The organism is gamma proteobacterium symbiont of Axiagastus rosmarus, from assembly GCF_059730925.1.
In genome coordinates this window covers 1731028-1748565 of the sequence record NZ_AP035925.1, presented here as the reverse complement: position 1 = coordinate 1748565, position 17538 = coordinate 1731028, and the positions used below count along the sequence as shown (strand labels likewise).

The 17538-nt window shown below is 56.0% G+C and carries 23 protein-coding genes and 1 pseudogene; 19 read left to right on the top strand and 5 right to left on the bottom strand.

Translation table 11 applies throughout. The features are described 5' to 3' along the window. Window positions 1–29 precede the first annotated feature (29 nt). Window positions 30–665 (top strand): S24 family peptidase, encoded by a 636-nt coding sequence (locus AC6I8F_RS08065; protein ID WP_058776034.1) that lies wholly within the window; start codon window positions 30–32, stop codon window positions 663–665. A gap of 57 nt (window positions 666–722) precedes the next feature. On the opposite strand, the gene AC6I8F_RS08060 is transcribed toward AC6I8F_RS08065, so the two are convergent. Further along, on the bottom strand, window positions 723–971 hold the full coding sequence (locus AC6I8F_RS08060) for a hypothetical protein (RefSeq protein WP_498028708.1): 249 nt from the start codon (window positions 969–971) through the stop codon (window positions 723–725). A 243-nt stretch (window positions 972–1214) separates the two neighbouring features. Between AC6I8F_RS08060 and AC6I8F_RS08055 the strand changes: the two genes are divergently transcribed. Beyond that, complete coding sequence (locus tag AC6I8F_RS08055) at window positions 1215–2426, top strand: diguanylate phosphodiesterase (protein WP_058757401.1); 1212 nt, start codon at window positions 1215–1217, stop codon at window positions 2424–2426. Between the two features lie 39 nt (window positions 2427–2465). Here AC6I8F_RS08055 and AC6I8F_RS08050 read toward each other — a convergent pair whose 3' ends face one another. Then, window positions 2466–2687 carry a hypothetical protein gene (locus AC6I8F_RS08050; RefSeq protein WP_058757400.1) on the bottom strand — a complete coding sequence of 74 codons (222 nt, stop codon included), beginning with the start codon at window positions 2685–2687 and terminating at the stop codon, window positions 2466–2468. 241 nt (window positions 2688–2928) lie between these two features. Beyond that, window positions 2929–3045: pseudogene (locus tag AC6I8F_RS08045) on the bottom strand (biofilm development regulator YmgB/AriR family protein); the annotation flags it as partial. A gap of 62 nt (window positions 3046–3107) precedes the next feature. Here AC6I8F_RS08045 and AC6I8F_RS08040 point away from each other — a divergent pair. Then, a protein-coding gene (locus AC6I8F_RS08040) for an IS3 family transposase (protein ID WP_117111563.1) occupies window positions 3108–4255 on the top strand; the annotation gives its coding sequence in 2 pieces (ribosomal slippage) (window positions 3108–3345 and window positions 3345–4255; 1149 coding nt in all). A 1-nt stretch (window position 4256) separates the two neighbouring features. Here the strand turns inward: AC6I8F_RS08040 and AC6I8F_RS08035 are convergent. After that, the gene (locus AC6I8F_RS08035) at window positions 4257–4424 is read right to left on the bottom strand and encodes a hypothetical protein (protein ID WP_498028707.1); all 168 of its coding nucleotides are present in this window, start codon (window positions 4422–4424) and stop codon (window positions 4257–4259) included. Between the two features lie 538 nt (window positions 4425–4962). Here AC6I8F_RS08035 and AC6I8F_RS08030 point away from each other — a divergent pair. The 3 genes from AC6I8F_RS08030 (at window position 4963) to AC6I8F_RS08020 (ending at window position 5777) form a co-directional block, all read left to right on the top strand. Then, window positions 4963–5163 carry a hypothetical protein gene (locus AC6I8F_RS08030; RefSeq protein WP_058757398.1) on the top strand — a complete coding sequence of 67 codons (201 nt, stop codon included), beginning with the start codon at window positions 4963–4965 and terminating at the stop codon, window positions 5161–5163. A gap of 169 nt (window positions 5164–5332) precedes the next feature. Beyond that, window positions 5333–5518, top strand: coding sequence for a hypothetical protein (locus tag AC6I8F_RS08025; RefSeq protein ID WP_058785645.1), 186 nt, complete (start codon window positions 5333–5335; stop codon window positions 5516–5518). Window positions 5519–5603: 85 nt separating this feature from the next. Further along, entirely contained in the window at window positions 5604–5777 is a 174-nt protein-coding gene (locus AC6I8F_RS08020) for a hypothetical protein (protein ID WP_158251397.1), read from the top strand. A gap of 45 nt (window positions 5778–5822) precedes the next feature. Here the strand turns inward: AC6I8F_RS08020 and fliE are convergent, their stop codons facing one another. After that, a complete protein-coding gene (fliE, locus tag AC6I8F_RS08015; RefSeq protein ID WP_021509871.1) occupies window positions 5823–6134 on the bottom strand; it encodes a flagellar hook-basal body complex protein FliE in 312 nt (103 codons plus the stop codon). A 277-nt stretch (window positions 6135–6411) separates the two neighbouring features. Here fliE and fliF point away from each other — a divergent pair, with 277 nt between their 5' ends. From fliF to fliR, 13 genes are all read left to right on the top strand, one after another. Continuing rightward, window positions 6412–8133 carry a flagellar basal-body MS-ring/collar protein FliF gene (fliF, locus tag AC6I8F_RS08010; RefSeq protein WP_498028706.1) on the top strand — a complete coding sequence of 574 codons (1722 nt, stop codon included), beginning with the start codon at window positions 6412–6414 and terminating at the stop codon, window positions 8131–8133. Further along, entirely contained in the window at window positions 8130–9122 is a 993-nt protein-coding gene (fliG, locus tag AC6I8F_RS08005; RefSeq protein WP_021509869.1) for a flagellar motor switch protein FliG, read from the top strand. The genes fliF and fliG overlap by 4 nt, the downstream gene beginning before the upstream one ends. Next, window positions 9115–9819, top strand: a complete 705-nt coding sequence (gene fliH, locus AC6I8F_RS08000) for a flagellar assembly protein FliH (protein WP_021509868.1) — start codon at window positions 9115–9117, stop codon at window positions 9817–9819. The genes fliG and fliH overlap by 8 nt, the downstream gene beginning before the upstream one ends. Beyond that, window positions 9819–11174, top strand: coding sequence for a flagellar protein export ATPase FliI (fliI, locus tag AC6I8F_RS07995; RefSeq protein WP_021509867.1), 1356 nt, complete (start codon window positions 9819–9821; stop codon window positions 11172–11174). The genes fliH and fliI overlap by 1 nt, the downstream gene beginning before the upstream one ends. A gap of 24 nt (window positions 11175–11198) precedes the next feature. Beyond that, window positions 11199–11642 carry a flagellar export protein FliJ gene (fliJ, locus tag AC6I8F_RS07990; RefSeq protein ID WP_021509866.1) on the top strand — a complete coding sequence of 148 codons (444 nt, stop codon included), beginning with the start codon at window positions 11199–11201 and terminating at the stop codon, window positions 11640–11642. Continuing rightward, window positions 11639–12904, top strand: a complete 1266-nt coding sequence (locus tag AC6I8F_RS07985; protein ID WP_498028705.1) for a flagellar hook-length control protein FliK — start codon at window positions 11639–11641, stop codon at window positions 12902–12904. The genes fliJ and AC6I8F_RS07985 overlap by 4 nt, the downstream gene beginning before the upstream one ends. A 130-nt stretch (window positions 12905–13034) precedes the next feature. Continuing rightward, a complete protein-coding gene (gene fliL, locus AC6I8F_RS07980) occupies window positions 13035–13520 on the top strand; it encodes a flagellar basal body-associated protein FliL (RefSeq protein ID WP_021509864.1) in 486 nt (161 codons plus the stop codon). A gap of 4 nt (window positions 13521–13524) precedes the next feature. Then, window positions 13525–14532, top strand: coding sequence for a flagellar motor switch protein FliM (fliM, locus tag AC6I8F_RS07975; RefSeq protein ID WP_021509863.1), 1008 nt, complete (start codon window positions 13525–13527; stop codon window positions 14530–14532). Next, the gene (gene fliN / locus AC6I8F_RS07970) at window positions 14525–14935 is read left to right on the top strand and encodes a flagellar motor switch protein FliN (protein WP_021509862.1); all 411 of its coding nucleotides are present in this window, start codon (window positions 14525–14527) and stop codon (window positions 14933–14935) included. The genes fliM and fliN overlap by 8 nt, the downstream gene beginning before the upstream one ends. Before the next feature lie 2 nt (window positions 14936–14937). Beyond that, window positions 14938–15333 (top strand): flagellar biosynthetic protein FliO, encoded by a 396-nt coding sequence (gene fliO / locus AC6I8F_RS07965; RefSeq protein ID WP_058757392.1) that lies wholly within the window; start codon window positions 14938–14940, stop codon window positions 15331–15333. Beyond that, window positions 15333–16067 (top strand): flagellar type III secretion system pore protein FliP, encoded by a 735-nt coding sequence (gene fliP, locus AC6I8F_RS07960; RefSeq protein ID WP_031280176.1) that lies wholly within the window; start codon window positions 15333–15335, stop codon window positions 16065–16067. The genes fliO and fliP overlap by 1 nt, the downstream gene beginning before the upstream one ends. 41 nt (window positions 16068–16108) lie before the next feature. Continuing rightward, complete coding sequence (gene fliQ, locus AC6I8F_RS07955; protein ID WP_010618647.1) at window positions 16109–16378, top strand: flagellar biosynthesis protein FliQ; 270 nt, start codon at window positions 16109–16111, stop codon at window positions 16376–16378. Further along, window positions 16378–17166, top strand: a complete 789-nt coding sequence (fliR, locus tag AC6I8F_RS07950) for a flagellar biosynthetic protein FliR (RefSeq protein WP_021509859.1) — start codon at window positions 16378–16380, stop codon at window positions 17164–17166. The genes fliQ and fliR overlap by 1 nt, the downstream gene beginning before the upstream one ends. Window positions 17167–17538: the final 372 nt, after the last annotated feature.

Below are 17538 nucleotides of genomic sequence, written 5' to 3'. Positions count from 1 at the left end.
CTTAAGTCAAGCCTGGAGGAGTTGTCAAGATGATGAAAAAAGAATCTGGTGGTGAGCGCATTCGCCAGCGCCGTAAGGCACTGAAATTAACGCAGCAGGCGCTGGCCAATGGCATTGGCGTGTCGCACGTTGCGGTTTCGCAGTGGGAGAAAGAAGAGACGGTGCCGCGTGGTGAGCATCTGCTGCGGCTGGCGGAGTTGTTGCAGTGTAGCGCGGCGTGGATTATTGATGGCGACGGCCAGCCGTTTGCCAGTACGCACGCTTCCCCCGCTCTCACTGCCGTGCCGCTGGTCACGCTGGTGCAGGCCGCGGACTGGCTGAATGAGCAACGCCTGCAGTGGCAGCAGCAGGCTGTCCGCTTTCTTTACAGTGACGAAGCACTGAGCGACAGTGCGCTGGCGGTAACGCTGGAAGATGACGCCATGAACCCGGCGTATCGCGCCGGCGACCGGTTGATCTTTGATCCGCAACGCGTGCCCCAGCCGGGCGATGTGGTGCTGGCACGGGTAGACGACGTCGCGATGGTGCGAATTATTCGGATGCACGACGAGCAAATTTTCTCGTTACGACCGCTGAACGAAGATTTTCCCGTGCAGCAGAGTCAGAAAAGTACGCTGGAACTGATTGGCACGCTGGTGGAAATGCGGCGGCGCGGCAGCCGCTGAAGCAGCAAAAAACCCGCCACGCGGCGGGTCAAATCCAACAAAAGACTACGGCAAAAATCACAACGTGTCGGTGAGATGATCGACGATCACCCCTCCCTCGGGATCGGTTTGCGTTATACGGTAACTGACGCGGTAAGAGCGGCGGTTACTCAGTTTATCGAACAGCGCCACGCTGCCCTTGTGCTCACCGTTGGCACCGACGATATGCCATTCGGTGACATCTTCCTGTCCCCGGTTATGCAGGCGTAACAAGCTCTGCTCAACTAAACGATCGCTTTCATCAATCTTCAAATAATCACGCAACATCTTTATCACCTCCGGTTAACCCGGCTAACGATACGCTTTTCATTTATCCTTTCAATCGAATTTATTTATCGTTAACCTCGCTGGCCAGCGGTTGAGTAAAAATTCCCCCTGGCGTGAGCCGCCAGCCGCTTCGGTTAAGTGGAATTTAATAAAATAGTTAACGATTACGCGTCTCAGCGCTGGACAGATCCTGCCGTCTGGCTGTTAATGTAAGGCAAAATAACGATAGCGCCGGACAATCTCATGCTGACTACCATCCTTTACCGCAGCCATCTCTATGATCACGTTCCCATCAAAACGCTGGAGGATATGGTTGGCAAAGCCAATAAGAAAAACGAAGTTTCAGATGTCACCGGCATTCTGTTATTTGATGGACGGCATTTCTTCCAGCTGCTTGAAGGGCCCGATCAGGCCGTTCAGGGCATTTACGACCGTATCTGCCGCGACGCCCGCCATCACAATCTGGTGGAACTGATGCATGACTTCGCGCCAGCCCGGCGCTTTGGTAACGTCGGAATGGAGCTGTTTGACCTGCGCGAGCACGACAAATCCAGCGTACTGCAGGCGGTGCTGGATAAAGGCACTTCGCGTTACCAGCTGACCTATGACGACCGTGCACTGCAGTTCCTGCGCACCTTCGTTGAGGCGCGGGAAAAAGAGAACTATTTCGAGATCCCGCCGGCGAATACCTGGGAATTTATTACTGATGCGGAAAGCCAGCGTCAGCTGGAGAGTCTGCAACACTATGTACAGGATTGCCGGTTTGCGTTTCAGCCGATTGTTGATCCCTTCTCGCGGCGTATTACGGCCTATGAAGCGCTGATTCGCACGCCGGACGGCGGTTCACCGCAGGAGTACTTCTCTGCGTTTGGCGGCGATGCGATTTACCACGCCGATATTCAGTCCAAGAGTCTGGCCTTCAACCTGGCGAAAAATCTCGGCCTCGGCGAGCAGACGCTGACCATCAATCTGCTGCCGATGTCGCTGGTCACCGTCCCGAATGCGGTGGATTTCCTGCTACAGGAAATCGCGGCCAACGGTCTGGTACCGGAGCAGATCGTGGTGGAAGTGACGGAGAATGAAATCATCTCGCGTGCTGAAGAATTTACGGCAGAAGTAAGAAAACTTAAGGCGGCCGGTATCAGCCTGGCGCTGGATGACTTTGGTGCCGGGTTTGCGGGGTTGTCGCTGCTGTCTAAATTCCAGCCGGATAAGATCAAAATCGATCGGGAAATCATCAGTGACGTGCACAAAAGCGGCCCAAAACAGGCGATTGTGCATGCCATTATTAAGTGCTGCGCTTCGCTGGAGATCGCGGTGATTGCTGAAGGCGTGGAGAAAGCCGAGGAGTGGATGTGGCTGGAAGCGGTGGGTGTCAGTCAGTTCCAGGGCTATCTGTTTGCCCGTCCGCAGTTTAATGGTTTTCCGGCAGTGGCCTGGCCCGAGATCAAGTAACTGCACACGCTGACCGCCGTAATTACGGCGGTCACAGGCTTAACACTCAGTCTCACGCGCCGGTTCTTCCAGCCGTTCACTCAGCACTACGTACTTCATCATCTCAAAGGTACGCTGCGTCATTGGCACCGCGCTGCACGGGCGAAACCAGCCAAACTGCTTCTGGTACAGCCACACTTCCGGATAGCGCTCGCCATCTTTAATCCAGTAATAACCATCATTCATAGGTTTGCCCAGCGGCCTGAGCCGCGAATCAGACATTCATGCGTGCCCGATAAAGTGATACGCCCTCTGGCGTAATGAGTAACCCTGCTTGCATGAAAGCTTACTCCAGCTAAATACTGTAGCAGAGAATAGAGGCAATTGTGCATTTCACGCTGGGCTTATTCAGGCAGGAAACGAGACGCGAAGAGAATAAATGCCCCTAAGCTAAGGGGCGAAACAAACAGGCAACTAAACGTCCGTGTTTCGGCAATGGAGTGGAGTACGACAGACACAGGTGTCAGGAAGCGATATCGTCAGGCGTGCGCTGAACAATAAGTTCCAGTGCCTGGCGATAAATATCCAGCTGAACCACGTCATGTTCAGACTCTAATCGCTCCAGCAGCGCCAGAATAATGAATCGCCACGGCTTTAACAGACACCTCGGAGTCATTTAAGATGGCTTAAAGAGAGGTGCCCATGAGCGGTAAGCGTTATCCCGAAGAGTTTAAAATCGAAGCAGTCAAACAGGTTGTTGATCGCGGTCATTCTGTTTCCAGCGTTGCAACACGTCTCGATATCACCACCCACAGTCTTTACGCCTGGATAAAGAAGTACGGCCCGGACTCATCCACTAATAAAGAACAGTCAGATGCTCAGGCCGAGATCCGCCGACTCCAGAAAGAGCTGAAGCGGGTTACCGACGAGAGAGACATACTAAAAAAAGCCGCGGCGTACTTCGCAAAACTGTCCGACTGAGGTACGCCTTTATCCGCGACAACCGCCGTTGCTGGCCTGTTCGTTTGCTCTGTCGGGTTCTGGACGTCCATCCGAGTGGATTTTATGTCTGGCTTCAGCAGCCACATTCACAGCGTCACCAGGCAGACCAGATGCTGACCGGGCAGATCAAACAGTTCTGGCTTGCGTCTGGCTGCGTCTATGGTTATCGCAAGATCCATCTGGACCTGCGGGATAGCGGGCAGCAGTGCGGAGTGAACCGGGTCTGGCGGCTGATGAAGCGTGCCGGTATAAAAGCTCAGGTTGGGTACCGTAGCCCACGGGCACGTAAAGGCGAAGCCAGCATCGTGGTACCGAACAGGCTCCAGCGGCAGTTCAATCCGGACTCACCAGATGAGCGTTGGGTGACGGACATAACCTACATCCGAACTCACGAAGGCTGGCTGTATCTGGCCGTGGTGGTTGACCTGTTCTCCCGGAAAGTTGTCGGCTGGTCAATGCAACCCCGCATGACAAAAGAGATTGTCCTGAACGCATTATTAATGGCGGTGTGGAGGCGTAATCCTCAAAAACAGGTACTGGTTCATTCTGATCAGGGCAGTCAATACACGAGCCATGAGTGGCAATCGTTCCTGAAATCACACGGTCTGGAAGGCAGCATGAGTCGTCGCGGTAACTGTCACGACAACGCGGTTGCGGAAAGCTTTTTCCAGCTACTGAAACGCGAACGGATTAAGAAAAAGATCTACGGAACACGGGAAGAAGCCCGCAGTGATATTTTTGATTACATCGAAATGTTTTATAACAGTAAGCGTCGGCATGGCTCGAGCGATCAGATGCCACCAACTGAATACGAAAACAAATATTATCAACGGCTCGAAAGTGTCTAGATTATCCGTGGCGATTCATAATATCTTTATTGCTCACACGCAGTTTCACCGCCGCCAGCTGTTTGTAAATCAGCGCGATGACCTCTTTTTCACTGGCATATTCTGAACCCGCGTGCTGGAAATATTCTGACAATTGAGACTCTGCTGACGTCGATGCATTCTGTTTCATAACAAGCCTCATCGGGTAAGCTGCAGTGCAAACTGCAGTGATTAATCGGTTACTCAGGTTAAATTTTTGAATCAGCACAGGTAAAAAAGCAGCCTCTGAAAGTGGAAATCCACAACACCTTCAGAGGCGATGCAAAGCATCATTCGTTACGTGTGACTGACTGCCACAAGCGAGAAGTTATACAAAGATGGAAAACTTGTACAACAATTTAGTTAGCATTTCGTGTGGTCAGAGGAGATTTGCACAATAATTTCGCCATTCTCTTCAACAATAAATCACCATTTTTGCAGGAAAAATCATGCAGTTAACCTGAATAAAATATCAGGCGCTGTGCTAAGCCTCTCTTTCTGCTCAACAAAATTATTTTTACTCCTTGCTGACGCGTGCACTTCTATACAGCCCCCATAAACTTGTACAACTTTGCAAAACTGTACAATTTAGCCGTTCTGCGTGTAGAGTGTGAAAACGATTACGGCCGCCAGAAACGGCCAGCGATCAGCTAAAATTCATCACAACAAAACCCCTGCTGGAGAGAAAGATGAAACAACACGAAACCAACAAGGAGCGTAAAAACGAGGGCGAGGTACACAAGGGTTTACCGGAAGCCGCGCCGCATGCAGGTAATGCTTATGAGGAAGATGATCATCCAGCCCATGATGATGCTCGTGAGCACGGCGAAATCCCGCGTACACGCGATGACAGTCAGGATGACAAAAAAGATCCTTATCAGGATCAGTAAAATACTTTCGATGATATCTGGACCGACCCACCGGATGTTATTTTCGTGGCCGCTGACTGCTGGCGTTAATAAGCGAAGCGGCAACCGAGATTGATCATTGAGTTTAATTAAGACATTATTTTGCGGAAATTAGAGAAGGCGTGCCTTCATTCATTTCTGGAGAGCACTGATGGATACGGGTTTTTACTGGGTAGGCAGCAGCACAACTGAGCCTGAGGTATGGTACTGGGATGCTGGACGCGGTTTTTATCGCCCGATGGAGCCGATACCGCTTTCTCTGCCTCGTTTTAAATCTGCCGGTTTTAAACTTCTCAGTGGCAAACTGATGCCACCGGAAGAGGTGCAATCTGCTTAGGTTTTCGTCTGCAGGTGAGAATATTGTCAGTTACGCTGTTAAGCGCAGCGTAGCTGAACTATATTCCTGTGAGGAGGACATGATAATGCAGGAAGGATTTTATTGGGTGCAGCGCGGCGCAGAACAGCCAGAAGTCTGGTTTTTCTCAACCAGTGGAGAAGGTGCCTGGTTTGAACCCACCAAAAACGATGCCATCAGCAAGCAACGCTTCGCTGAACAGGGCTACAGGACGATCAGCGAAAAACTGTCACTGCCCTGACCCTGACGAAACCGCCTCTCTCAGGCGGTTTTTTATTGCGCGCCGCTAGACCTGCATGCTCATGATCTCGCTGTAGGCATTCACCAGCTTGTTACGCACCTGAATCCCCATCTGCATCGAAATCGACGATTTCTGCAGATCGACCATCACATCATTCAACTGGATGCCCGGTTTACCCAGCTCAAAATCCTGCGCCTGACTGCGCGCAGCGGTCTGGGTGGCGCTGATTTTATCCAGCGCGGCTTTCATGGTGGCACCAAAATCGAGCTGACTGGCGGACTCGGTCGGTTTGCCACTGGCCTGCAGTGACGTCAGCTGCAGCTGCTGCAGTACGCCATCTATTGCCTGAATTGACATTGCCTGTACCTCATAGATGAAGGGTTCTTTTTTTCACGGAGGAAAAGTTAACACACTGTCAATAGGACAAAGGCGCTAAATGACTGCAAAAAACCCGGCTTATCCAGCCATCGAAGTGACACGATTCATCAAATAATGCCAGGCATTAGATTGGAATTTCATTTTTTCCCCTACCCCGTCGGCCAGCAACACGGCATCAACGGGCGGGGATGCGTATCAGGGAGTCAGTTTTGTCACCTACATACACCCGGTCAATTATGTCAGGCAGGAATTGGTCATGAATGCGAGTGCAGCCGCCACACAGGATACAGCAAAGAAAGGCTTTAATGACCTTCTCGCCCGCCTGCGCGCAAATCCGCGTATTCCATTAATCGTTGCTGCCGCGGCCGCTATCGCCGTGGTTCTGGCGCTGGTGCTGTGGGCCAAAGCGCCCGACTATCGCGTTCTCTATAACAACCTCTCTGATGAGGATGGCGGCGCGATTGTTACCCAGCTCACCCAGATGAACATCCCTTACCAGTTCGCTGAAAACGGCGGCGCCCTGATGGTGCCCGCCGATAAAGTGCATGAGCTGCGTCTGCGCCTTGCCCAGCAGGGACTGCCGAAAGGGGGTTCAGTAGGCTTTGAGCTGATGGATAAAGAGAAGTTTGGTATCAGCCAGTTCAGTGAGCAGATTAACTACCAGCGTGCGCTGGAAGGTGAGCTGGCGCGCACCATCGAAACGCTCGGACCGGTAAAGAGCGCGCGCGTTCATCTGGCGATGCCAAAACCGACGCTGTTCGTGCGCGAGCAAAAATCCCCGTCTGCCTCAGTAACGCTGAACCTGCAACCGGGCCGTGCGCTGGATGAAGGCCAGATTCAGGCGATTCAGCACATGGTCTCCAGCAGCGTAGCCGGTCTGCCACCAGGCAATGTAACCGTGGTCGATCAGGCGGGTCGCCTGCTGACGCGCTCCGACAGCGAAGGCCGCGATCTGAACGATGCCCAGCTGAAATACGCCTCCGAAGTGGAAGCACGCTATCAGCAGCGCATTGAAGCCATTCTGAATCCGATTCTCGGTCAGGGTAATGTGCATGCGCAAGTGACCGCGCAGATTAACTTTGACCGCAGCGAGCAGACGGATGAGAAGTATCAGCCGAATGCGAACCCGAATAACACGGCGATTCGCTCACGCCAGACCAGCACCAACGATCAGAACGGCAGCCCGTATCCGGGCGGCGTACCGGGTGCGCTGTCGAATCAGCCTGCGCCGGCCAATACCGCGCCGGTCACCAACCCGCAGCAGCAGAACAATAACAACGCTAACGGTCAGCAGAACAACAACAACGCGCAGAATGCCGCCACCTCGACCAGCACCGCGCAGAGCAGCGGCCCGAGCAGCTCCAGCCGCAACGATACGGTGAACTACGAGCTGGATCGCACCATTCGTCACACCAAACTCAACGTCGGTGACGTGCAGCGCCTGTCGGTCGCCGTGGTGGTCAACTACCGCGATGACGGCAAAGGCAAAGCGGTGGCGCTGAACGATCAGCAGATCAAGCAGATTGAAGATCTGACCCGCGAAGCGATGGGCTATTCGCAAACACGTGGCGACAGCGTCAACGTGGTGAACTCGCAGTTCAACACCACCGAGCCGACCGGCGGCGACCTGCCCTTCTGGCAGCAGCAGTCGTTCTTTGATCAGCTGATGACCGCCGGTCGCTGGCTGCTGGTGGCACTGGTTGCCTTCATCCTCTACCGCAAAATGGTGCGTCCGCAGCTGCTGCGTAAACGCGAAGCCGAGAAAGCCGCCGCCGAAGCCGCCGCTGCCCGTGCTGCCGCGCGTGAAGAAGAAGCCGCTTACAGCGTCCAGATCAATAAAGACGAGCTGGACCAGGAGCGCAAATCTAACAACCGCATGAGCGCCGAGGTGATGAGCCAGCGCATCCGCGATATGTCTGAAAACGATCCGCGCGTTGTGGCGCTGGTTATCCGCGAATGGATGAGTAACGAACTATGAGTCTGACCGGTACTGAAAAGAGCGCCATTCTGATGATGACCATTGGCGAAGAGCGTGCGGCCGAGGTGTTCAAACACCTCAACCAGCGTGAGGTGCAGCACCTCAGCGCCGCGATGGCCAGCATGAAACAGATTTCGCACAAGCAGCTGACCGAAGTGCTGCGCGAGTTCGAAACCGATGCCGAACAGTTTGCTGCGCTGAGCCTCAACTCCAACGACTACCTGCGTTCGGTGTTGATCAAGGCGCTGGGCGAAGAGCGCGCCTCCAGCCTGCTGGAGGACATCCTCGAAACGCGCGAAACCACCAGCGGCATGGAAACCCTCAACTTTATGGAACCGCAGGCGGCGGCAGATCTGATCCGCGACGAGCACCCGCAGATTATCGCCACCATTCTGGTGCACCTGAAGCGCGGCCAGGCGGCGGATATTCTGGCGCTGTTCGACGAGCGTCTGCGCCACGATGTAATGCTGCGTATCGCCACCTTCGGCGGCGTACAGCCGGCGGCGCTGGCGGAGCTGACCGAAGTGCTCAACGGCCTGCTGGATGGCACCAACCTCAAGCGCGCGAAGATGGGCGGCGTGAGAACCGCAGCGGAAATCATCAACCTGATGAAAACCCAGCAGGAAGAAGCGGTTATCGAAGCAGTACGCGACTTCGATGGCGAGCTGGCGCAGAAGATTATCGACGAGATGTTCCTGTTCGAAAACCTGGTGGAAGTGGACGACCGCAGCATCCAGCGTCTGTTGCAGGAAGTGGAGTCCGAGCAGCTGCTGATTGCCCTGAAAGGCGCCGAGCAGCCGCTGCGCGAGAAATTCCTCAAAAACATGTCGGCGCGTGCCGCCGATATCCTGCGCGACGACCTCGCCAACCGTGGCCCGGTGCGTATGTCCGCGGTGGAGAACGAACAGAAAGCAATCCTGCTTATCGTGCGCCGTCTGGCGGAAGCAGGCGAGATGGTAATTGGTGGTGGCGAGGAAACCTATGTCTGATGCCTTTTCCGCCCGTGCATGGCAGCGCTGGCAGCCTGATGATTTAGGCGCACCGCAGCCGCCCGAACCTGAACTGCTGCTGGCAGAGGAGCCGGACAGCGACCTCGTGCTGAGCGAGGAAGATGAACAGCAGCAGCAGCTGGAACGTCTGCAGCAGCAGATGCGTAAAGATGCGCAGACGCAGGGCTACAGCGAAGGTTATCAGAAAGGTTTCGCCGAAGCGCAGCAAAACGGCTATGACGCCGGGTTCCAGCAGGGACTGGCTGATGCCCAGCAGCAGCAGGCTCCGTTACAGGCGCGTATGCAGCAGCTGGTCACCGAGTTCCATCACACGCTGGAAGCGCTGGATAGCGTGATTGCGTCACGCCTGATGCAGCTGGCGCTGGAAGCGGCGCGCACGGTGATTGGCCAGGCGACGCAGGTGGATGGCAGCGCCCTGCTGCGCCAGATCCAGCAGCTGATTCAGCAGGAGCCAATGTTCAGCGGCAAACCGCAGCTGCGCGTGCACCCGGACGATCTGCAGCGCGTTGAGCAGACGCTGGGCCCAACGCTCGATTTACACGGCTGGCGGTTGCTGGCCGACAGTTCGCTGCATCCCGGCGGCTGTAAACTCAGCGCCGAAGACGGCGATCTGGATGCCAGCGTCGCCACGCGCTGGCAGGAGCTGTGCCGTCTGGCGGCACCGGGAGCATTCTGATGACGTCACGCCTTTCGCGCTGGCTGGGCGCGCTCGACAGTTTTGAAGACCGCATCAGTCAGGTGCAGACGGTGCGCCGCTATGGCCGCCTGACGCGCGCCACCGGTCTGGTGCTGGAAGCCACCGGCCTGCAGCTGCCGCTGGGCGCCACCTGCATTATTGAGCGCCACGACAACGGCACAATTACCGAAGTGGAAAGCGAAGTGGTCGGCTTCAACGGCCAGAAACTGTTTCTGATGCCGCTGGAAGAGGTCGATGGCATTCTGCCCGGCGCGCGCGTGTATGCCCGCGTGCACGGCGATCACAGCGGTAAACAGTTGCTGCTGGGGCCGGAGCTACTTGGCCGCGTGCTGGACGGCAGCGGCAAGCCGCTGGATGGCCTGCCCGCGCCGGAAACCGGCTACCGCGCGCCGCTGATCACCGCGCCGTTCAACCCGCTGCAGCGTACGCCGATCCACGATGTGCTGGATACCGGCGTGCGGGCGATCAACGCCCTGCTCACCGTGGGCCGCGGCCAGCGTATGGGGCTGTTTGCCGGTTCCGGCGTGGGGAAATCGGTGCTGCTCGGCATGATGGCGCGTTACACCAAAGCCGACGTCATCGTGGTGGGCCTGATTGGTGAACGTGGCCGCGAAGTTAAAGAGTTTATCGAGAACATCCTTGGCGCCGAAGGGCGCGCGCGCTCGGTGGTGATCGCCGCGCCGGCCGACGTTTCGCCGCTGTTGCGTATGCAGGGGGCCGCTTATGCCACGCGCATCGCCGAAGATTTCCGCGATCGCGGTCAGCACGTGCTGCTGATTATGGACTCCCTCACCCGCTATGCCATGGCGCAGCGTGAGATCGCGCTGGCGATCGGCGAGCCGCCGGCCACCAAAGGCTATCCGCCATCGGTGTTCGCGAAGCTGCCGGCGCTGGTAGAACGCGCCGGCAACGGCATTCACGGCGGCGGTTCAATCACCGCGTTCTATACCGTACTGACCGAAGGCGACGACCAGCAGGACCCGATTGCCGACTCGGCACGCGCTATTCTCGACGGCCACATCGTGCTGTCGCGTCGCCTGGCGGAGGCCGGTCACTATCCGGCCATTGATATTGAAGCGTCGATCAGCCGTGCCATGACCTCGCTGATTGATGAAACCCACTATGCGCGCGTGCGCCAGTTCAAGCAGTTGCTCTCCAGCTTTCAGCGTAACCGCGATCTGGTGAGCGTCGGCGCTTATGCCGCAGGCAGCGATCCGATGCTGGACCGGGCCATTAAGCTCTATCCGCAGATGGAAGCTTTCCTGCAGCAGGGCATTTTTGAACGCAGCGATTATGACGATGCCTGTCTGCACCTGCAGGCGATGTTCGGCTAACGCCGCCCGACTTGAGGTAACGCGATGAAGACAGCCAATGCGATTGATACGCTGCGCGACCTGGCGGAGCAGGATCTGGAACAGGCGGTGATCCACCTCGGCGACATGCGTCGCGGTCAGCAGCAGGCCGATCAGCAGCTCAGCATGCTGCTCGATTACCAGGATGAGTACCGTAACAAGCTCAATCAGGATATGTCCGGCGGCATCGCCAGCACGCGCTGGAGCAATTATCACCAGTTTATTCAGACGCTGGAAAAAGCCATCGAACAGCATCGCCAGCAGCTTAATCAGTGGAACCAGCGGCTGGAACAGGCGCTGAGCAACTGGCGTGAAAAGCATAAGAAGCTGAATGCCTATCAGACGCTGATTACCCGCGCGGAAGAGAACGCATTACGACAGGAAAGCCGTCTCGATCAGAAACGGATGGATGAATTTGCCCAACGGGCCGCATTGAGGAAAGGCGAATGAACACGCTGCCAACACTGCTGACACAGCTTGCTAAAACCGGCAAAGCACAACCTTCATCGGCAGTGGACAATCTGTCCGCTGCTGACACCCTGCCGCAGGGATTTATTACTGAGCTGGGCAACCGCCTGCTGACGCTGGTTAAGCAGCAGGGAAATGGCGTGCAATCCGCTGATCTGGCGGCAGAAATTGACGCGAAAAACGTCACAAAAGCGTCATTAAGCGCCCTGCTGCTGGCACTGGACAAACCAGAGGCGTTAAACGCACTTTTACAGCCGGAAAACACTAAAGCCGGACTGAAATCAGCCGATGATAATGACAAGCGCGCAGCAAGTTCGTTAACTGCCAGCGACTTACAGAATGTGCAGGCGCTGTTTGCCATGTTGCCAGCGGTGGTTGAAAACCGCAGCAGCCCGCCAGCGGATAACAGCACCGCGCTGGAAACCCGGGGTGAGGCGCGCACCAGCTTAAACGCTGCGTTACTTAACAGTTCGCTGCAAAGTGCGCTGAAAGAGGAACAGGCGAAGCCGGATAGCCAGCCATCTAAAGGCAGCGATGTGCTGACCAGCCAGACCGGTGTCAGCCATAGCCCGGTGCAGAGCGCGGCCGCCAGCGGCACGTCGGCCAGCAACAGCGGTATGACGCTGGATGAGAGTTTTCAGCAGGTGCTGAGCACGCTGAGCAAACCGGAAGAGCGGCGCGAGATGCTCAGCAGCCATGACAGCAGCGCGCCGGCCATCAGCAGCCCGCTGAGCAGTACCAGTCCGCTGGTCAGCACCACGGCCAGCACCAGCAGCGCGCCCTCCACGCCGATGCTGAATGCGCAGCTGGGCAGCAACGAGTGGCAGCAGGCGCTGAGCCAGCAGATTGTGATGTTCAGCCGTAACGGCCAGCAGAACGCCGAATTACGTCTGCATCCGGAAGACCTCGGCGCGATACAGATCAGCCTGACGCTGGATAAAGATCAGGCACAGTTAACAATGGTTTCCAGCCACAGCCATGTGAGGGCCGCGCTGGAAGCGGCGCTCCCACAGCTGCGTACGGCGCTGGCGGAGAGCGGCATTAACCTGGGACAGAGTAACGTCAACAGCGACGCCTTCGCACAGGGCCAGAGTTATCAGGGCCAGCAGGAAGGACGTCGCGACGGCCAGTACGGCAGCTTTACCCTCTCCCAGGACAGTGACAACGAGATAACGCCTATTGCCGTCCCGGCAGCCCTCCAGGCGCGCGCGACCGGCAACGGCGCTGTCGATATCTTTGCCTGACAGCGACTAAACGCTGAAGGTAAGCGTAAAACCCGCGTCTTTTCTTCCCATTGTTTGACTTAAGACGCGGGATAATCTGTCCAGGTAAGCCGAGAGGCTTGCCCATAATTCACAGGAAGTAACTGCAAACATGTCTGATAACGCGAAAGCTAAAGGCCGCAAACGTTCATTACTAATTCCGGTGTTACTGATTGTAACGCTGGCCGCTTGCAGCGTGGCAGGCTATGCAGTCTGGCGAATGATGAATAAACACGAGGGTGACAAGCCGGAGGCTGCCAAAGTGGAGCCACCGCCCGCCCCGGTATTTTTTGCAATGGATACGTTTACGGTTAACCTGGTCAATCCCGACAACGATCCCGATCGCGTGCTGTATGTAGGCTTTACCCTGCGTCTGCCGGATGAGGATACCCGTCGTCGGCTGAATGACTACCTGCCTGAGGTGCGCAGCCGTTTGCTGCTGCTGCTTTCACGTCAGAGCGCCAGCGCGCTGGCAACCGAGCAAGGCAAACAGGCCCTGGTTGAACAGATCAAACAGGTGCTGGCGCCACCGCTGGTAAAAGGTCAACCTGCGCAGGTAGTCAGTGACGTGCTGTTTACCGCCTTCATTTTGAGGTGACTTAATGGGCGATAGCATTCTCTCCCAGGCTGAGATTGACGCGCTGCTCAATGGCGACAGTGACAGTGCGGAAGTAGAGAACAGTTCCAAAGGGGCCGATGGCGATATCCGCCCCTATGATCCCAATACCCAGCGTCGCGTGGTGCGCGAGCGTCTGCAGGCGCTGGAGATCATCAATGAGCGTTTTGCCCGTCATTTCCGTATGGCGCTGTTCAACCTGCTGCGCCGCAGCCCGGATATCAGCGTTGGGGCAATCAAGATTCAGCCGTACCATGAGTTTGCCCGCAACCTGCCGGTGCCAACCAACCTGAACCTGATTCACCTGCAGCCGCTGCGGGGGACTGCGCTGGTGGTGTTCTCGCCGAGCCTGGTGTTTATCGCCGTGGATAACCTGTTTGGCGGCGACGGTCGTTTTCCGACCAAAGTGGAAGGCCGTGAGTTCACCCACACCGAGCAGCGCGTGATTCGTCGCATGCTCAAGCTGGCGCTGGAAGGCTACAGCGACGCATGGAAAGCCATTTATCCGCTGGAAGTGGAATACGTGCGTTCTGAAATGCAGGTGAAGTTCACCAACATCACCACCTCACCGAACGATATCGTGGTCAACACGCCGTTCCAGGTGGAGATTGGCAACCTGGTGGGTGAGTTCAATATCTGTATTCCGTTTTCGATGATTGAGCCGCTGCGCGAGCTGCTGGTCAATCCACCGCTGGAGAACTCGCGTCAGGAAGATAACCACTGGCGCGACAATCTGGTGAAACAGGTGCAGCACTCGGAGCTGGAGCTGATTGCCCACTTCGCTGAAACGTCGCTGCGTCTGTCACGTATTTTGCAACTGAAACCTGGTGACGTCCTGCCCATTGAGAAGCCGGACCGCATCATTGCCCACGTCGACGGCGTACCGGTACTGACGAGCCAGTATGGCACGCTCAACGGCCAGTATGCGCTGCGTGTAGAACATCTGATTAACCCGATTTTGAATTCGCTGAATGAGGAACAGCCCAATGAGTGACAGCAAAAAACCGTCCGATGATATCTCTGCGGACGATCTGTGGGCTGAAGCGATGAACGAGCAGGCGGCGACCAGCAGTGCGGCGGAGCCAGGCGATAACGTATTTAAGTCGCTTGAGGCCAGCGCCGCCAGCGGCTCGCTGCAGGACATCGATCTGATCATGGATATCCCGGTCAAACTGACCGTGGAACTGGGCCGTACCAAAATGACCATCAAAGAGCTGCTGCGCCTGACGCAGGGTTCGGTGGTGGCGCTTGACGGCCTGGCCGGCGAGCCGCTGGACATTCTGATCAACGGCTATCTGATCGCCCAGGGTGAAGTGGTGGTGGTGAACGACAAATATGGCGTGCGCATCACCGACATTATTACCCCGTCCGAACGTATGCGTCGTCTGAGCCGCTAATCATGTTAAAAAACGCGCAAACCGTTCAGCCCGCTCACGCCCAGCCGGTGGTGTCCACCAGTTCGGTCGTTGGGCAAGTCAGCAGCGTGCTGGCGGTGATCGTGCTGCTGATTCTGGCCTGCGGCTGGCTGGCGAAACGCCTCGGCTTTGCGCCGAAAGCGGTGAGCGGCCAGGCGCTGAAAGTCAGCGCCAGCGTGCAGGTTGGCCGCCAGGAGCGGGTGGTGATTGTTGATACCGCCGATGCGCGTTTAGTGCTGGGCGTCACCGCTCAGCAGATCACCCATCTGCACTCGCTGCCGCCGCTGCCACCGGAAGCGTCCCTGCCCGTCAGCGCGGCGCCGCAGGATTTTCGTCAGCTGTTTCAGAACCTGGTTAAACGTCCCGGAAAACCCCAATGATGCGTCGATTACTCCCTCTTCTGCCGCTGCTGATGCTGCTGGCACCGGCTGCCCATGCGCAGCTGCCGGGTTTGATCAGCCAGCCGCTGGCCAATGGCGGCCAGAGCTGGTCGCTGCCGGTGCAAACGCTGGTCTTCATTACCTCGCTGACCTTTATTCCGGCGGTGTTGCTGATGATGACCAGTTTCACCCGCATCATTATCGTGTTTGGTCTGCTGCGTAACGCACTGGGCACGCCGTCCGCGCCGCCGAATCAGGTGATGCTGGGCCTCGCGCTATTCCTGACCTTCTTTATCATGGCGCCGACCTTCGACAAGATTTACACCGATGCCTATCTGCCGTTCAGCCAGGACAAAATCAGCATGGACGTGGCGATCGACAAAGGTGCCCAGCCGCTGCGTGAGTTCATGCTGCGCCAGACGCGCGAAGCCGACCTGGCCCTGTTCGCCCGTCTCGCCAACAGCGCGCCGATTCAGGGTCCGGAAGCGGTGCCGATGCGCATTCTGCTGCCCGCCTATGTCACCAGCGAGCTGAAAACCGCTTTCCAGATTGGTTTCACCGTTTTTATTCCGTTTCTGATTATCGACCTGGTGGTCGCCAGCGTACTGATGGCGCTGGGGATGATGATGGTGCCGCCGGCCACTATTTCGCTGCCGTTTAAGCTGATGCTGTTTGTGCTGGTGGACGGCTGGCAGCTGCTGGTGGGATCGCTGGCGCAAAGTTTTTACTCCTGAGTGGCTTTCCGCCCTCACCTTTCTCTCGACAGGAGCGCAACATGACACCGGAATCGGTAATGGTAATGGGCCAGGAAGCGATGCGTATCGCCCTGATGATGGCCGCTCCGCTGCTGCTGGTGGCGATGGTGAGCGGTTTGCTGATCAGTATTTTGCAGGCGGCAACGCAGATTAACGAACAGACACTGTCGTTTATCCCGAAAATTCTTGCCGTGGCGGCCACTGCCGTGGTGGCCGGACCGTGGATGCTCAACCTGATGCTGGACTACATCCGTACCCTGTTCAGCAACCTGCCTTATATCATCGGCTAATGGTCACCCTCGACAGCAGCCAGCTGGTGCACTGGGTGGCGCAATTCTTCTGGCCGATGGTGCGTTTGCTGGCGCTGTTTGCCAGCGCGCCGCTGCTGAATGAACGTTCGATTCCAAAACGGGTCAAAATTGGACTGGCGGTAGTCACCACCTGGATTCTGATGCCGCTGCTGCCGCCGGTCGAAGTGACGCTGTTTACTCCGGCGGGCTTCTGGATGCTGGTGCAGCAGTTGCTGATTGGCGTGGGGATTGGTCTGACCATGCAGCTGGCTTTTTCTGCCGTGCGGCTGGCCGGTGAGATGATTGGTCTGCAGATGGGTCTCTCTTTTGCCACCCTGCTCGACCCGAACAGCCGGATCAACATGCCGCTGCTGGCCCGTTTTCTCGACATGCTGGCGATGCTGCTGTTCCTGACCTTCAACGGTCACCTGTGGTTGATCTCGTTACTGGTGGACAGTTTTCACACGTTGCCGATTAACGATCAGCCACTCAACGCCAACGCCTTCATGGCGCTGACCAAAGCCGCCAGCTTAATTTTCCTTAATGGCATGATGTTAGCGCTACCCTTAATAATTCTGCTCCTCACGCTAAACCTGGCACTAGGTTTGTTAAACCGCGTTTCACCTCAGCTGTCGGTTTTCGCCATCGGCTTCCCAATCACCTTAACGGTAGGGATCCTGAGTCTGGGTATGATGATGCCGTTGCTTGCACCTTTCTGTGAACATCTGTTCGGTGAAGTCTTTGATTTACTCGCGCAGTTTGTATCAGAACTTTCCCCTGCCCGTTGATTAACGATACTGTTAACCTTCTTATACGATAGTTAAGTAATCAAAAACATTCTGTGCATTTTTCGAACCATATTTTTCAGAAATCAACTGAGGATATTCTGATAAATGCGCATTTATGGTGAAAATTATTCTTATTAAACGGCGCTTCGCGTATTTTAGTCAGACGATTCCTAAGCCGGTTAAGCCGGTGAATCGGTTGATAAAATGCTCAAAGGGCTGTTTTTAAACAAAAAAAATATTACAGCGATTTTTCTTGTCTAAATCCCTTTTTTCCGGCATTGTCAACACTCGCTGAAACGTCACACTTTCGCGATTCAAATGTTTTTAAGAATTGTCCTATCAGATTTGTCTGTGACTTGCGCGATAGTGACA

Excerpts from the sequence above, each read along its gene's own strand:
- AC6I8F_RS08065 (WP_058776034.1), top strand. The coding sequence starts at position 30 with ATGATGAAAAAAGAATCTGGTGGTGAGCGCATTCGCCAGCGCCGTAAG.
- AC6I8F_RS08060 (WP_498028708.1), bottom strand. The coding sequence starts at position 971 with ATGTTGCGTGATTATTTGAAGATTGATGAAAGCGATCGTTTAGTTGAG.
- AC6I8F_RS08055 (WP_058757401.1), top strand. The coding sequence starts at position 1,215 with ATGCTGACTACCATCCTTTACCGCAGCCATCTCTATGATCACGTTCCC.
- AC6I8F_RS08050 (WP_058757400.1), bottom strand. The coding sequence starts at position 2,687 with ATGTCTGATTCGCGGCTCAGGCCGCTGGGCAAACCTATGAATGATGGT.
- AC6I8F_RS08035 (WP_498028707.1), bottom strand. The coding sequence starts at position 4,424 with ATGAAACAGAATGCATCGACGTCAGCAGAGTCTCAATTGTCAGAATAT.
- AC6I8F_RS08030 (WP_058757398.1), top strand. The coding sequence starts at position 4,963 with ATGAAACAACACGAAACCAACAAGGAGCGTAAAAACGAGGGCGAGGTA.
- AC6I8F_RS08025 (WP_058785645.1), top strand. The coding sequence starts at position 5,333 with ATGGATACGGGTTTTTACTGGGTAGGCAGCAGCACAACTGAGCCTGAG.
- AC6I8F_RS08020 (WP_158251397.1), top strand. The coding sequence starts at position 5,604 with ATGCAGGAAGGATTTTATTGGGTGCAGCGCGGCGCAGAACAGCCAGAA.
- fliE (WP_021509871.1), bottom strand. The coding sequence starts at position 6,134 with ATGTCAATTCAGGCAATAGATGGCGTACTGCAGCAGCTGCAGCTGACG.
- fliF (WP_498028706.1), top strand. The coding sequence starts at position 6,412 with ATGAATGCGAGTGCAGCCGCCACACAGGATACAGCAAAGAAAGGCTTT.
- fliG (WP_021509869.1), top strand. The coding sequence starts at position 8,130 with ATGAGTCTGACCGGTACTGAAAAGAGCGCCATTCTGATGATGACCATT.
- fliH (WP_021509868.1), top strand. The coding sequence starts at position 9,115 with ATGTCTGATGCCTTTTCCGCCCGTGCATGGCAGCGCTGGCAGCCTGAT.
- fliI (WP_021509867.1), top strand. The coding sequence starts at position 9,819 with ATGACGTCACGCCTTTCGCGCTGGCTGGGCGCGCTCGACAGTTTTGAA.
- fliJ (WP_021509866.1), top strand. The coding sequence starts at position 11,199 with ATGAAGACAGCCAATGCGATTGATACGCTGCGCGACCTGGCGGAGCAG.
- AC6I8F_RS07985 (WP_498028705.1), top strand. The coding sequence starts at position 11,639 with ATGAACACGCTGCCAACACTGCTGACACAGCTTGCTAAAACCGGCAAA.
- fliL (WP_021509864.1), top strand. The coding sequence starts at position 13,035 with ATGTCTGATAACGCGAAAGCTAAAGGCCGCAAACGTTCATTACTAATT.
- fliM (WP_021509863.1), top strand. The coding sequence starts at position 13,525 with ATGGGCGATAGCATTCTCTCCCAGGCTGAGATTGACGCGCTGCTCAAT.
- fliN (WP_021509862.1), top strand. The coding sequence starts at position 14,525 with ATGAGTGACAGCAAAAAACCGTCCGATGATATCTCTGCGGACGATCTG.
- fliO (WP_058757392.1), top strand. The coding sequence starts at position 14,938 with ATGTTAAAAAACGCGCAAACCGTTCAGCCCGCTCACGCCCAGCCGGTG.
- fliP (WP_031280176.1), top strand. The coding sequence starts at position 15,333 with ATGCGTCGATTACTCCCTCTTCTGCCGCTGCTGATGCTGCTGGCACCG.
- fliQ (WP_010618647.1), top strand. The coding sequence starts at position 16,109 with ATGACACCGGAATCGGTAATGGTAATGGGCCAGGAAGCGATGCGTATC.
- fliR (WP_021509859.1), top strand. The coding sequence starts at position 16,378 with ATGGTCACCCTCGACAGCAGCCAGCTGGTGCACTGGGTGGCGCAATTC.